Annotated in this window: 18 protein-coding genes; 6 read left to right on the top strand and 12 right to left on the bottom strand. The window is 42.0% G+C overall.

Features of this window, described 5'->3' with window-relative positions:
- Positions 1–215: 215 nt before the first annotated feature.
- The 6 genes from AAAA78_RS18960 to AAAA78_RS18935 all read left to right on the top strand — a co-directional run bounded on the left by AAAA78_RS18960 (position 216) and on the right by AAAA78_RS18935 (position 3,198).
- Positions 216–560 carry an ASCH domain-containing protein gene (locus tag AAAA78_RS18960; protein ID WP_340593784.1) on the top strand — a complete coding sequence of 115 codons (345 nt, stop codon included), beginning with the start codon at positions 216–218 and terminating at the stop codon, positions 558–560.
- 3 nt (positions 561–563) lie between these two features.
- Positions 564–902: a hypothetical protein gene (locus AAAA78_RS18955; protein WP_340593783.1), complete on the top strand. Its 339-nt coding sequence runs from the start codon at positions 564–566 to the stop codon at positions 900–902.
- Positions 892–1,491, top strand: a complete 600-nt coding sequence (locus tag AAAA78_RS18950; RefSeq protein ID WP_340593782.1) for a site-specific integrase — start codon at positions 892–894, stop codon at positions 1,489–1,491. Before AAAA78_RS18955 ends, AAAA78_RS18950 begins: the two co-directional genes overlap by 11 nt.
- On the top strand, positions 1,488–2,543 hold the full coding sequence (locus AAAA78_RS18945) for a hypothetical protein (RefSeq protein ID WP_340593780.1): 1,056 nt from the start codon (positions 1,488–1,490) through the stop codon (positions 2,541–2,543). The genes AAAA78_RS18950 and AAAA78_RS18945 overlap by 4 nt, the downstream gene beginning before the upstream one ends.
- Positions 2,544–2,718: 175 nt before the next feature.
- A complete protein-coding gene (locus tag AAAA78_RS18940; RefSeq protein WP_340593779.1) occupies positions 2,719–3,012 on the top strand; it encodes a hypothetical protein in 294 nt (97 codons plus the stop codon).
- Between the two features lie 9 nt (positions 3,013–3,021).
- Entirely contained in the window at positions 3,022–3,198 is a 177-nt protein-coding gene (locus AAAA78_RS18935; RefSeq protein WP_340593778.1) for a hypothetical protein, read from the top strand.
- A gap of 199 nt (positions 3,199–3,397) precedes the next feature.
- Here AAAA78_RS18935 and AAAA78_RS18930 read toward each other — a convergent pair whose 3' ends face one another.
- The 12 genes from AAAA78_RS18930 to AAAA78_RS18875 form a co-directional block, all read right to left on the bottom strand.
- Complete coding sequence (locus tag AAAA78_RS18930) at positions 3,398–3,634, bottom strand: hypothetical protein (RefSeq protein ID WP_340593777.1); 237 nt, start codon at positions 3,632–3,634, stop codon at positions 3,398–3,400.
- Between the two features lie 12 nt (positions 3,635–3,646).
- Entirely contained in the window at positions 3,647–4,696 is a 1,050-nt protein-coding gene (locus tag AAAA78_RS18925; RefSeq protein WP_340593776.1) for a hypothetical protein, read from the bottom strand.
- A 13-nt stretch (positions 4,697–4,709) separates the two neighbouring features.
- Positions 4,710–5,144, bottom strand: a complete 435-nt coding sequence (locus AAAA78_RS18920) for a hypothetical protein (protein ID WP_340593775.1) — start codon at positions 5,142–5,144, stop codon at positions 4,710–4,712.
- Positions 5,119–5,904: a hypothetical protein gene (locus AAAA78_RS18915; RefSeq protein WP_340593774.1), complete on the bottom strand. Its 786-nt coding sequence runs from the start codon at positions 5,902–5,904 to the stop codon at positions 5,119–5,121. Before AAAA78_RS18915 ends, AAAA78_RS18920 begins: the two co-directional genes overlap by 26 nt.
- A 17-nt stretch (positions 5,905–5,921) precedes the next feature.
- Positions 5,922–6,137: a hypothetical protein gene (locus AAAA78_RS18910; RefSeq protein WP_340593773.1), complete on the bottom strand. Its 216-nt coding sequence runs from the start codon at positions 6,135–6,137 to the stop codon at positions 5,922–5,924.
- 63 nt (positions 6,138–6,200) lie between these two features.
- Entirely contained in the window at positions 6,201–7,910 is a 1,710-nt protein-coding gene (locus AAAA78_RS18905) for a hypothetical protein (RefSeq protein ID WP_340593772.1), read from the bottom strand.
- A 209-nt stretch (positions 7,911–8,119) separates the two neighbouring features.
- A complete protein-coding gene (locus AAAA78_RS18900) occupies positions 8,120–8,413 on the bottom strand; it encodes a hypothetical protein (RefSeq protein WP_340593771.1) in 294 nt (97 codons plus the stop codon).
- A 141-nt stretch (positions 8,414–8,554) separates the two neighbouring features.
- Positions 8,555–9,202, bottom strand: coding sequence for a hypothetical protein (locus AAAA78_RS18895; RefSeq protein WP_340593769.1), 648 nt, complete (start codon positions 9,200–9,202; stop codon positions 8,555–8,557).
- A gap of 224 nt (positions 9,203–9,426) precedes the next feature.
- Positions 9,427–10,005 (bottom strand): hypothetical protein, encoded by a 579-nt coding sequence (locus AAAA78_RS18890; protein WP_340593768.1) that lies wholly within the window; start codon positions 10,003–10,005, stop codon positions 9,427–9,429.
- Between the two features lie 39 nt (positions 10,006–10,044).
- Complete coding sequence (locus AAAA78_RS18885) at positions 10,045–10,308, bottom strand: hypothetical protein (RefSeq protein ID WP_340593766.1); 264 nt, start codon at positions 10,306–10,308, stop codon at positions 10,045–10,047.
- 73 nt (positions 10,309–10,381) lie between these two features.
- The gene (locus AAAA78_RS18880) at positions 10,382–11,254 is read right to left on the bottom strand and encodes a metallophosphoesterase (RefSeq protein WP_340593765.1); all 873 of its coding nucleotides are present in this window, start codon (positions 11,252–11,254) and stop codon (positions 10,382–10,384) included.
- Between the two features lie 158 nt (positions 11,255–11,412).
- Positions 11,413–12,978 carry a hypothetical protein gene (locus tag AAAA78_RS18875; protein ID WP_340593763.1) on the bottom strand — a complete coding sequence of 522 codons (1,566 nt, stop codon included), beginning with the start codon at positions 12,976–12,978 and terminating at the stop codon, positions 11,413–11,415.
- Positions 12,979–13,864: the final 886 nt, after the last annotated feature.

Here is a 13,864-nt window from a genome sequence, read left to right as displayed (position 1 = left end):
CCTTTAGAAGTCACATATGATCATCTTGATAAGATTGGAACAGCATTCTATCAGGAAGGAAATTTTATTTCTGAGCCTGAAGCTCTGGAAAGAATTAGAAGCTGTTATCCTGGGAATGTTATTACCATCATAGGACACTCTCCCCCATCAAAATTTTGCGGACTCTCTAATGATGGCCACTATACCTTTACAATGGTAGCCGAAAGGACCTCAGAGTGAAAGGCTTCATAGTTCGCCAACCTTGGGCAGATCTAATTCTCTCAGGAAAGAAGACGTGGGAAATTAGGTCTTCAAATACCAACATTCGCGGCACGGTAGGTGTCGTTTGTGAAGGGAAATGGATTGGGACCGTTGTGATTGATGACTCCCGAATCCTAACACCGCAGGATTTTGAAGAAAATCGCGACAAGCACTGCGTTCCAGCTAGTAGAGAAATGAAATACAAACAACCACACGCTTGGATCCTGTCAAACCCGGTGAATTTCCGTGAACCTAAAGATTATCACCATAAGCAAGGTTGTGTGATTTGGGTGAATCTTCCCGACATTGAAAGAGGGTGAATCATGAGTAAAGAACGATTTCTTATCTATCATGCTGAGAGCGAATGTTGGTTCGAGATTTATGGTGAGGAAGAGCTAAGGGAAACACTTGATTCTGAGCCACTTTGTTCAGAAGTTACTGGAATTCCCGAACACGAAGCAAAGTTTCTCGAATACCAGTCCCAAAAACAGACAAAAGAGCCAGTAGTAGATTCACAAATGGCAACAGATCTTAAAGAAGCTTTGGATTTACTTTCATGTGCCGGACCAAATCCCATGCTCGTGAACGAGTCTGAGTACTGGGATAGATATGAAAAACTAACGTCGAGATACACAGAAAAAGAGAATGATGATGGAGAATGATATTTCCAAGAAGTATTCCGGCTTCTTCACTCTCGTCAATCGCTTAAATAGCGATAAGAAGATTTCCATTCTGATTGGGGAGAAATTCGAAGAATTCATGAAGATGTGGATTGCAGAATCAACCTTAGATCGACAGTTCCGAGTCCTGATTGTGGTTATGATTTGTGGCGGCCTTAGAATTTCAGAGGCATTATTGCTTACAAAGAAAGACTTTTTTACCGAAGACGGACATCTTTTCGCTGAATCTGACGTTCTCAAGAAGCGCAGAAAAGATGGAAGAATGATTCTCATTCACCCGATAGCTCAGCAGTTCGTTCTGGATTACATCAATTCCAAAGTTGGGCCATTATTTGACTATACAAGAGATGGAATTTTCAAAAAATTAAAACGCACATTTAATATTATTGGTATCTGCAATCACTCTTGGCGCCATTCCATGATTTCTTACTATCTTTTCGTGGCTGAACTATCTCGAGAAAAGATCGCCAAGATCATGCACATTTCAGTGAAAATTATCGATCACTATGCACATCTTGATGAGAAAAGAACACTCAAGAATGTATGGCCGTCGAATAAGGAGGCATCATGAATGCAAAATCTATCTCTCCATATTATCTTGAAATTTATAAAGAAATCCAAAGATCATCAAAAGGTCAATCGATTAATGAGAAGAAGAGAATTCGCTTTGAGCGATTCCTTAAGATGGCTCGTAATGGCGATTCTCGTCCGAGATCAAATTGCTCTGATGTCAACGAGCGTAAGCTCGGGAATATCTTAGTAGGGATACTGAAATATCCAGAATTTAGAGATAAAATTGAAGAAGCTAATCCATATTGGTTTGCAGAAAACATCAGCCAAGCAGCGAAAGACTCTCTCGTATACTTAGCTATGGATGGTAAGGATTTGACTACCGATCTTGATCGACGGTCATTCCGAAGATATACCACACCAGGTAAACACTACGATGAATATCTCACAAATCACCTAATGACCTTAGCTCCGAAATGGTTCGAGTCCGTAAAAAAACAAGACAATAGAACCATTCTCCTTGAAATGGCTAGATCCGGTGCATCGACACCTAAAAGGAAATCATCACTTCATGCCTCTCTTACGCGATACCTAAATCCTCGCAGCCCCTTTTACGATAAAGAATTTGCCAAACAGATCAAGAAGATCAATCCCCAATTTGTCGGCAGAATCGGGCAAAAGAGTTCTCCGGATAGAAAGCTTCAGAACCAAACCGAATTGTTATCTATGGCCAGCGAGGGAAAGCCAAAACCTCACTTTAAGTCACCGCTTGGTATTGCTCTCAATAACTATATGAGCAAAGGCTCAAGAGTATTTGACAAAGACTTCAGAGAAAAGATTCAATCACTCAGGCCTGATTGGATTGGGGTTTGCTATAGGTATTCTAAAGAGCACAGACAAGAAGAGCTGTTAAAGTTGGCGGCATCAGGGGCGCCGAAACCAAAAAATTCTAAGTCTGATGTGGAAGAAAATAAAATGGCAAAAAGACTTTACCAATATCTGAGAGCTAAAAGCTTTGACCAAGAGTTCTGTGATCGTTTGCGTGCGATTAGGCCTGATTGGCTTCCAGATAGCTTGAAAGAGACGAAACAGGAAGAGAAAATTCCGGCATAGTAACGAGGGACAAATGGCTACTTGTAAAGCTTGTTATGGGAGTAAAAAGTATTGCAGAAGTTGCAAAGGTGTTCACTGTGGATGTGATTTCTCTTTCGCTAATTGCAATAAACCCGAATCAGTCGCTATCTACGATAGATATCTGTCATATTCAAAAGAAGGAGTTAAAGGAGTTATGGAAAATAGTTCCGTGAAACAATCAACTTCAACTCGTAAAGGAACTCAAAAGAGTAAAGACAGAGAAAAGAAGCTCCGAGACAAATCCTGGGTTCAGGGTTATTTTGCTGCTGTGGCAAGCATGGATCGAGGTCATGATATCGGAATCGCAGCGGAAGAGGCCATTGAAGCCATGGGCGTATATACAGTTTCGGATTTAAAAGATTATGGCGTATCGGAGTACGACATCGAAATTCTTAAAAAACACCTTCCGTATGTCCGGGACAGAAGAGATAGAAATAAGAAAAAGTAGGTCCTTGAGATGAAAAGAAAATTCTTGGTTAAAATAACTGAAACGGTTGAGTATTCCTATCATATAGATGCAGAAAGCGAAAATGAGGCAAAAGAAATTGCAGAGCATGGGGATGTTAGCCCAATCGATAGAAATGCAACTTCCGAAAGGATTGAGGCGATTCCACTGGATGAGTCAAATCAATAAAAAAGGGGAGAGTATTTCTACCCTCCCCTTTACCATCTAAAAAACTTACGCTTTCTTAGCGGCTTTCTTTTTTGCTACTTTCTTTGTAGCTTTCTTAGCGACCTTTTTCGTAGCTTTTTTCGCAGCTTTCTTTGCCATGGATTCCTCCTTGTTCACAAATAAAGCTACTTTTAGCAAAAGTGATCGTCAACAAAAAATATCACATGTTTCTGACGGTCCAATCAGCAACCAACTTTCCGAGTGCATATTGATGATTGTTCTTCTCTCGTTCGAAAAGGACACGAGCTTCTGGTGTGATCTTTTCTTTAAGATGGTTGTGATTAACGATCTCAACTTCCTCATCGGTGGCACAACGGTGTTCGATAAAATCGTCACGTTCCGAATCGTCTGTTGAATAAGTGGCGAGATCTAGAATATCTTTTTGAGCTGTCAACATAGGTTCTCCTTGTTAATTTATTAGAACAGAATTGCTTAACTGACTGCGGATTCCACTTGCGTCCAAATAATGCATTACCTGAACTGCACTTGCAGGATCGTATCCTCCAGGAGGAAATGAAATAGCCATAACACCATCAGGTGAGCAATTCACTCTCATGCTCGTTTTTGTTCCACCTCCTGGTTCAGTAACCAATAATTCCACCGGAGTGTTTGGTTTACATTGCCCAGTTACATCTAAGTTTCCGGGCCCGCCAAGAGAAGCTGTCGTAAGTACTGGTGGCGCGAGTACTTCTGGCATACTTCTGCTCATTGCACGATGAGGAAAAGGGCTATCATTTCTGTCGAGCGGGATAAAATCAAAAATCGCAGTATCAGTAAGAGAAATAGATGAAGGAGGAACTGTCCAAACAATGATATTAGAAGCTGGGCAGACCTTCGGTTCCGGATCTTCACCTAGGAACATGAGGCTGCTATCTAAAACGTACTTTTCACCTTCTTTACAGCCTATTGTAATATTGATTCCGCCATTTGGCTCAGCAAGGTTAGGAACAATAGAAATCACAGTTGGAAGTGGCAGTGATGAGATCATGGTTATTGAAGTTTCATATGGGGAAATATCTTCTGAACCTGATGATCTCTCCTGAGTCACCTTAAGAAGAAGTTCACCAAACTCCCCATGATTCATGTTAATGATCTGATTAACTGAGCCAGAAGTGTCGCATGGGGCTGATTGAACGGATAATTTCACGGGATCCGGAGCGCCCGGCGACTTTAACATTGTAACCACAAAAACGGCACCGCCAGTTGCAGTACAGTTCGCATCAACAACAAACCCTCCCGTCTCATTGTGATCCCCAGCGCTTAAAGGAGTACCAGTAAGGTTGCGAATATTGGTAATTGATGGGCTCGACAGGTCATTCCGTACCACCTTATTTGGAAGAAGATTGTCGAACACTTTCGGATCCGGCTCCTTGTCGGGTCGTAATTTACTGATTTCCAGATTGTAAACACCGCAAGCTGACAGGAAGAATGAAAACAATAACATGATCATTTTAAGCATACGAGCTCCTCTTTTACTTTGACGATAGGTCGCACAAAGCGAGTAGTTTATCTGAACAGTGTTTTAGTTCATCAATAGTGTGGCCAACCACTTCAATATCGTACTTAATCATTAGTTGAATAGCTGTGACTACATTCTCGATTGAACTGGCGTCTCCAATACCTTGAGATACTTCGAGCATTGACTGACTCACTTTTGGTGCCGCTTCAGCATTTACCTTATGAAACGAATCTACTGCTTTTCTTAGAACCATTAATTCCTCATGATTCTTCTCAGAGAATTCCTTCACTCGAGCCATAAACTTTTTGATGAAATGAAGATCTGCCATACCTTGCGCATCGGAGGTGGTCGCACCTTCCCGTTCGAGTTTTCGAACTTGTCGCGCGTAGGCCGTTGACGGGACATTGATTGTTGAACCAGATCTAAGGAAAATCTTTTCTGTCTTCATGATACGTGCCTCCTGTATGGTTTGGGGTTTGTGATTGAGCTTTTTCTAGATCTTCTATGGCCCTGTAAATCATTTCTGGATCGTCAGAGCCCACATATACTGGCTGGCAGCCAAGATGCGATTCTTGACTCGACCTTAACTGAATGTAGTCAGATAATTCAGATGGTGTGAATACACTCAAAAGATTGAAGAATTCAGGCTCCCCAAAACGAACAAGTTTGCTTTTTTCAGCGTCAATACATTGATCTCTGAATGTCACACAGATTACGGCTGATCGCCGCTTGAGAAATAAGTATTCATCTTGCTCTTCCTCTTCAGCGATCTTTTGACCACGCATTAGATTGTCGCTAATCAATTGAAGAGACTCATACTTTTCTCTGTCTGGATAAATTTCTGAATGAGGGTAAAGATCATTTAAGCTAAACGAATCACTTTCAAGAAGACATGTTGTAGCTAAGCGATTGTCCACTAGACATGTGACGATATCATCAGGCATCAAGCAGGCAGGATTCTCCTGGTACGATGGAGCTTCAGCAACATGCCGTTTTTCAACTTTCTTTTCCTGAATTGTAGATTTAGAGATGGCTCCTATTCGTCTCTCATTAGTAATCTTAGCGACGATGTGTTCTTCAACCTGATTAATGGAGGCAGTGGTTTGTTGAGGAAACAAAAACATTTCATTCATATCTCGCATAAAGAGATACAACATTGAAAAGAACGTCAAAGTTATCGCCAACAGACTCTTTGTTTGAATGTCCACAGGGTCGAATTACCTCCTTACAATAAATTGTATTTAACGAATGTTTCCCAATCCTGTTCTGATAGATCCTTGATTTCGTTTGCAACGTCGTCGAAGCTTTGATTTCTCATTTCAATGATTGCGGCGTCTTGTTTCAGGAGACCTTTAGAGTCATTGAGGTTGCCGCGCTCTTGTAATCTCTTAAGCGCTTTTCTTGCGTCGTCACCATTTGCCATAGTTGGAATGCTGTTCATAAAAACCTCCTGTTTTCAGCTGACAGAATTGCTCCCCTTCATGGGGAGCTTTAGATATTAGGATTAGTAGATGTGTTTTACTTGGTCGCCGTTTAGGACTTCACCATTGAACTTGATGGCTGAGTCATTAACGGGGTATGCAACGCGGAGCTTATCCAGAAGATTCTTAAGCTCCGGATCGTTACCGTACTTCTCAAGATCATTCGTGAGTGAGTATGTTTTGCTGTAGTTCACATAAACCCAGTCAGATGAACTTGTACTGTCGCCACAATTGGATCCACCTGAAGAGACACTTGCCCAGCTGAATTCAGAGTTGTCATTGTCGGCACGAGTTTGAACCTTAAAGCAGGCTTGCACCTTGAAAGTGATCTTCTTTACACCGTACATCGATCCAATAGCATTCTTGTTAGAACGAAGGGGAATGTAATCAAATGCATTGTACCAACTATCCTTCAAAAGAACGGTATTAGAAGAGGAATTCGGCTCGTCAACCACGACGGTTCTGTTTTGGTCGATCTGACATGTACCCTGCCATTTACCGAGATTTGCATTCTTAACCTTGTCTTCATCCTCTTTTACCGGATCAAAAGCTAAGTTCTTTTCAAGAACGCAGCTTGGCTTCAGAGGCTGGAGAAGAGTTGTTGAATGAGGATTTGTGTAAAGTGCATTCTGGGTCAAATTTGCCACTACACGAACGTCCAATGGGACCGCTGATGGGAAGCTTTCACGTTTCCACTCTAAGCCGCTGTTAACCAAGTCATATCCGCCAACTGTGATTTTGTGCATGAAATCTACTTGAGAGTTCACTGAGATCAAGTGCTGACGGAACTCAAATCCACGAAGAGGTGAAATCTCTTTAGAGGAAGCGTACTTGTTCATATCGATAGGAACTTCCATGAACACTTCCTGCTCGATTGTGATGCGTGGACTTTCTTTAAAGATTACACGCAGGTCGATATTTGGATTTGAAACAGCACCCTTCTTATCTGAAAGTTTGAAAAGATCCAGGTTGTCATTGGTTACGTTATTGTTTGATACCTTTTTGTGGTATTTAGCCCAACGATTTTCAATTGAGAAATCAAGCATTGCCTCACTCATAGCGATCACATAAGCAGTGTTTGAAGCTGAAATTATTGAATTGAACTTGATTGTTTTAGATGAGGAGCGTGTTGCTGAGTACTGAGCGACAATCGTAATTTCATTTACGAACGTGTCACCAAGGCGGTCGCCTGCGTCGTAAACTTTTCCGTTAAATTTGTTGTTGATGAAGGGGAGATACGCGTAATTGCCCATCTTACTGAATGTACAATCAGTTGTCGCTACGACAGTGCCATTCTTAGTTTTTTTGTAAGAGCACAAATAAGAAACACCATCTTTCGCTTCAAGCTTGATATAGAAAGCGCGATTTTTTTGGTCATCGTTAGCCGCCCCTTCTTCGGTCAGCTTGATGTTGGCCAAAGTCGTATCGAGAGTTGCGGTTGCTACTGGCGGATAAATCTGAATGTCTTTGTAAAGGATGGTTTCTTCGAGATCTGTTTTGCGAATCGAAGACCACTCGTTCGTATTTTCATCAAAATACTTCGACTCAGCGTAGTTGATGTTTAGAATGTTTGGATCAACGATGTCTTTTCCACCGCAAACTGGGTCAAAACTGTTCACGCCGGAGCATTTATCTTCATCTCCGGCAGTGCAAGATGTAAGCACAAACGCTGTAGCAAGCATCACCACGGAAAGCTTTAAAATCGAATGCCAACGTGTATTTGCAGGTTTCATGGGTTACCTCCAGGGTCCTCACCTCTTTAAATGGGGAGAGTTCAAAAACCAGCAACACTTTTTGTTATGAGGTGAAGATTCTCATTCTGGGGCAAAAACAAGGGTTTAGAACGATTCTTGTACAATGAAAAGGTGGCTGAAAGTGACTTCTTCAGCCAGACCGATTGGGTTCTATAGATCATTTGAAGCTAGATTATGATGGTCTGGAGCTATTCTTCAGCAGGATGGTCGCTTTTCTTTGCGTATTCCTTCTCTGCACGACGAAGAGATAAAATCGCGCCGAATAGATGAATTGGCCAGAACAGAAGATACAGAACCCTCAAAGTCAAGTATCCGGCCCCAATGATCACCCCAAGGACCCCTCTTATGATAGCCTCCCCATGTTCAAGAAAGATTCTTTTTGTGATCTTGAAGAACTCTTTAATTGGAGAGAATTTCTCTACTAGGTGATGGAGTCTTTTCTTGATGTGATCGGGCGCATTCATTCTAAGAAGTTTTTTCAACAAAACTTTTTTACAAACGATCTCGCCGGATATGAAATATGCGACTGTAAGAATGATGATGGAAACAGTTGTTATGGTCATAGTAATCCTTTATTAAAATGGAGAATCGCTGCGCTACTAATTGAAGATCGTCGGAGTGGTTTACTTTTCTAATTCGACAGTGATTCCATTTGGAGTTCGTTCCAACGAACTAATTTTCGAATTCAGAACATAAAACGATGCAGCGTCGCTTTGATCACTGAGTGAATGCCTTGTGATTCGATTGAACATGGCAGCTGCGTTCAATTTCTCATTCATCTTAATAAGAAAGCCGTAAGAATTTAAGACATCTTGAGTATTCAGCTGGCTTGCGCTCCAAATTAGACTATCCATTCCATTTCCGACAACAAGTATTGTTTTTGCGATATCAGAGATCGTTCTGCAATATTGTTCAATCTCTTTCTTAGGCAGCTCCTCATCATGAACTTGTAGTGGATAACACCTTACCTCTAGGGACAAGCACTCACCGAGGACGTTGAAATTGATATATGCTTTCACTTCGCCATTCTCAATCACGCCAACGAGACTCCTGTCTGAGTTGGCTACCGGAAGTTTCAGGGCGAGTTTTAGATTTCTCATGAAGAAATAGCGATAGTGGGGCTTTACTAAATCAGGATTTGTGATTCTGTAATTGGAGATAATTGTGTGGCCGCGCTCATCTTCAATGACATCAGAGACAATCAGAACCAAATTCTCTTTTATCAATTCAGTATTCACTAAAGACAGTATAGCCATAGACACAGCTTTCATTTTTCCTCCGTTTTTCTACTAACAAATAAATAGGGACTAGAGCAGAAATGATCATAATTCTGTATTGTTAGTCCGCCGCTTTCGTCCAGAATGTTTTTCGATGATTCGTTTTAGTTGGTTTGCACTTTCTCTAAAACGATCCTTAAAGTACTGATTTTCGACAACTATAACCCTCCCAGAAAGGGTAGGAGTTATTAGAATTAGTTTGTAGTCTGATGCATTACTCACGATCTAATCTTCCAAATCTTTACAGGGACCTCGATGTTCACTCGATTTTCAGCCTTCACATCGAAGTCTTTAAAAGTCCAAAATTCAGCAAGTGCCATTTTCCCGGTATCGATCAACACCGACCGCTTTTCATAGTCTGGAACGCCTGCTGAGAGTGTAACTGATGGCTCTCGCTCTTCTTCATCTGTTGGGCAAAAGTGGAACGAACCAACGACCAACTGAAGTGTGCCATCTGTATAATGCCTTAACCTCTTCATTTTGCGATCTTCATCGATCACCCAGTCGCCAATAAGAGGTTGTTCGCGATCTATCGAATAGAGGTCTCTCAAAATAGAAAGTGTGATATTCATTTTTTCCAGAGGGGAAGTGTATAGGTATCCACCTACAACTCCAGTGTCCAAATTCTTTGAATCGGCGTAAAGAATTACTCCCGGCTGCAATTTATAGATGGTCGACTGAGTGCGATCACCGTCTTGAATTTTGTATTGGCTAAAGGTAACTAAACGACCATCTTCAGTTGTCCCTTCGCACATGCCGGAATTTTTATCGATCTTGGCAACTTTGATTTGAATCACAAATGCTCCTTTATTCCAAACAAACGATGATGAAGTCTATTATAGATCCCTTCTCGTCCCGTCGTAATGCTCAAGGAAATTTATTGATTCGGCCATGACGTGACCATCTGGAATTTTATTCAGCTTGCTGATGATTTCCTTCAGATCCATTTTTGAATCAAATGTAACTTCAACGTCTGGGAATTCTCTTCCATCAATTGTAATAGGCTTAATATTTAGATCGGAGAATTGGACAACACTCATCATTCTACTAACGTCAGTACGACACTCAGCTCTCATTTTGTAAGTTGTACTTTTGCTCATGGTTTTCTCCTTCATAAATCAGGGCAAATTCTTCTACTCCCGGTAAATAGGGGTGATGCCAATAATGAGGTAGTCAATAATGGTCTGATGTGCGTTTGGTCCAAGATAAGTGAAACCGCTCAATCACCGGAGATTCATCTGCACGGCAACCATCCGGAGATTCCGGAATGTTCACCACAAGTCCAACAGGATGTAGGTAATCACTGCCCGATGAAAGGATACGAGCCTTCCCAAATTTCTCATCTATTGCACGGTGTGTATGGCCGTAGAAAATGAAGTCATACAATTCACTTAGTGCCTGAAGGTGTCGATTATCCCCACGGCGCGGATCATAACCATCCAATCCATGAGAAAGTTGCTCCGTCGTTGTAGAATCAAAGTGCGAAACGCACACGTTAACCATTACCGGAGAGGCCTCATTTAATACTCTCTCACACTCCTTGTGTGCTCTAGCATTCAAATACAAATGAGTTGGGACACCTTCGATTGTCCTTCTCATGTAAGCGTGAGTTGGGGAGTCGACATCGTTTGTTACAGGATTGATTGATCGATACCATCCATCATAGCCACTGAACTGGATATTTCGCAGCTTAAATGGGCCATTTTCCAGGTAGTGAAGATCGAATTCTCGGCATAGTTCATCATGAAGTTCCCTGAGTTGATGGTATGTTCGAGGTGCTTTCAATGGATGTGGAGGATTTTCGTCCCAATAACAATGGTTTCCAAACACTATAAGTACGGGAATGGAGACCTTTGATCTAAGGAGCTTAAAGAACTTCTCCAAGTCATCTTGCTTGGTTGTTCCGGTATCCCCTGCAACCAAAATCAACTCAACACCGTGGAACACAATTTTATCCGCGAGAAGACTAATGAATTGTTCGTGGATTTTCACGCTTCGAGTACCAGAGCAGCCGTAATGTTGGTCATTTAACAGAATGATTTTCATTCGATATAAATGGGAGGAGTCTAGAAAACAGTAATTACAGGAAGTCCCAATGCTTCACAAAAAGTTATAATTCATATCTGTTTTCACCCTTAGCGAGAATGATTGCACTGGAGCACATATCAAAGAAGCTTGGATTTGGTCCAATCACACCGAATGCATTATTTTTCATGGTGATCCTTTTTTAATTTCTTTACTGTCAAGGGAGACAGCTCTTCATCAATAAGTTGATAAAGGAACCTACAACCAAACCCAGTAACCGCCGTATTAACAAGGCCAAGTCCGTCCGCCGCGAACTCCGTGCCACCAATATCCAGGTGGATGAATGTCTTTTCCTCATTAACCGCCGAAGCTAAGAAGGCAGCTGCGTAACAGTGCTCAGCTGAGTGTCCGGTATTCTGTGTACTATCAGCGATGAGACTTGTTTTAAGTTCGTCCTCGAATTCATCATCAATAGGAACTGGAACTACACGCTCAGCACTCTTCTTTCCGACGGCATAAAGGACTTCCCAAAGTTTTTCGCGATTCGTGGCCACAACCGCCCGCCTCGGCCCCGCCACATCCACGCACGATCCCGTAAGGGTAGCCACGGTGATTACAACCGCTTTCTTGGATAAGATTTCGCGTTCCGCAAGTAAAAGTGTGTCGTAAAGAACGAGTCTTCCCTCCGCGTCCGTATCGTCAATCTCAATGGTTTTGCCATTCATGGCCTCCACGACATCTCCGGGGAGGAAGGATTTTTCACTGATCATGTTCTCCCCGATGGCTAAATATAGGGAAAGATCGAGATCGGGACGTGCGTAACATAACTCTTTGAATAAACCGAGTGTTACCGCTGCGCCCGTCATATCTCGGTGCATTCCGGTAAGTCCTCCGTCCGTCTTTAAGTTAAGGCCACCAGTATCGAAGGTGATGCCCTTCCCTACCAACACAATGGGTTTAGTTTTGTTCGTGCGGCGTTTGACCACAACAATCCCACCTTGAGGATCTTTCGTTCCTTGTACGACCGCGCAGAAAGCCCCAGCACCCAGATCTTTGAGCATGTCGACCGTGTAGTGGGTAACTTCACAACCAGGGATGTCGGAGGTGGCTTTGATCGCTTCGTTTACCAGGTCCGCTGAATTCAAGTGACTGTATGGGAGACTTGAAAGTCTTCTGGCATAATTTTGAGCCACGGCCTTGTGCGATGCTTTTGCCATAATCGAATTTATGACATCAGCGGGGAGGTCCGCGTTGAATGAATAAGAAGCGGAAGCCGGGACAACTCCGGATGACTTGATCTTTTTGAATTCTGGTTGGGTCCACCTGGATAGATCGACGAGACTTGCCAGAAGGTCCACCAACTGTTCTTGGGTCCAAGGCATGTCTTCAATATGGGAGATTGAGAACTCTGTGTTCTTGGAAGTACGAAGCTTAGGACCCCAACTAATCCGTAAGTCTTCTGCTAGGGAGAACAGGGAGTGTTCTTCCGGAACGAAAAGGTAGTTGATTGATGCCCCATTATCCATGGTCACTTCAACAGCCACGGACACCTTTTCTTGGTAGTCTTCGCTCAACATGGCAAGCTTGATTTTACTGTCGAACTGTTTAAGTGAGGTCGCTGTCCACTTCATGAACGACAGGCTTGCCAGTTCCTTGGTGGTCATATTGGTTAGGTGACTCCATGCCGTAGGAATGAATTCGTGGGTAAGTTCTTTGATTTTTTTGAGGGTCTTTTTGTTTGCCATGATCTATAAATGGGTCGACCACGGTAAATGAGAAGGGGCCAGATGGTTCTAATTTCAAGCTCACGAAAAACATTTTTACCTTACTGAAGCACATTCATTTATTAAATGGGACGCGTGAATTTCACGGAAGAATATTAAGCCAGCTTGAATGACAAACCGATATCGAATTGATATCGATCATTATCGATTATTTGTGGTTATTAAGTGCGTTTTAAGCGACTTAAAAATCACCCAGAACGTGCAATATCAACAACCCATAAAATCAGCCAAAACTACAACATTTTATCAAAAATCTACCAAAACATATACATAATCACCATCAAACACCCACAGTGACCTTAAAAAATTGAATACCAAAATTAACCAATCCCGCTACATATTGATCGAATACAAGATACCAAAATCTAATAATTTTCACCCCTATCCGCCACTCAAGGCGGCTCTCCTGCGCACCCATTTTCGATCCCAAAATTCTTACAAAAAATCCGCGAAATTTCCGCGAAAAATCGCCGGACATATTATTGGCAAACGTCGCCAATATATGAGCAGTAATCTCACTATACACATAGGCACTTCATATTCCAAAAAGGTACTTTGAGGGTGGAATTGGGTATGGGGACTTTCCTAATTTTCCGCCCTAATTCAAAAAGCAGGATATAAACTCGAGATGTTTTTTCGGAAACTCTGTTTCCGCCAGGTATAATCAAACATGTAATTCGAGTTGAAGATGAAGAAATGTAACTTATTTTGAAGCCTAAGTATCGTTTTTTCGAACCACAAAATGCGCCTCTTTCAGCGAAACGACCCCTTTATTTTTATCGAATCTTGTCACTTTTTGTTGATCAAAATCTTCAACTTTTCGGATAGTCCTTAAGGTTCTCGGCCT

This window comes from Bdellovibrio sp. BCCA (assembly GCF_037996825.1).
GTDB lineage: Bacteria > Bdellovibrionota > Bdellovibrionia > Bdellovibrionales > Bdellovibrionaceae > Bdellovibrio.
The sequence above is the reverse complement of the archived record's forward strand: the minus strand, read 5'-3'. Positions and strand labels throughout refer to the sequence as shown.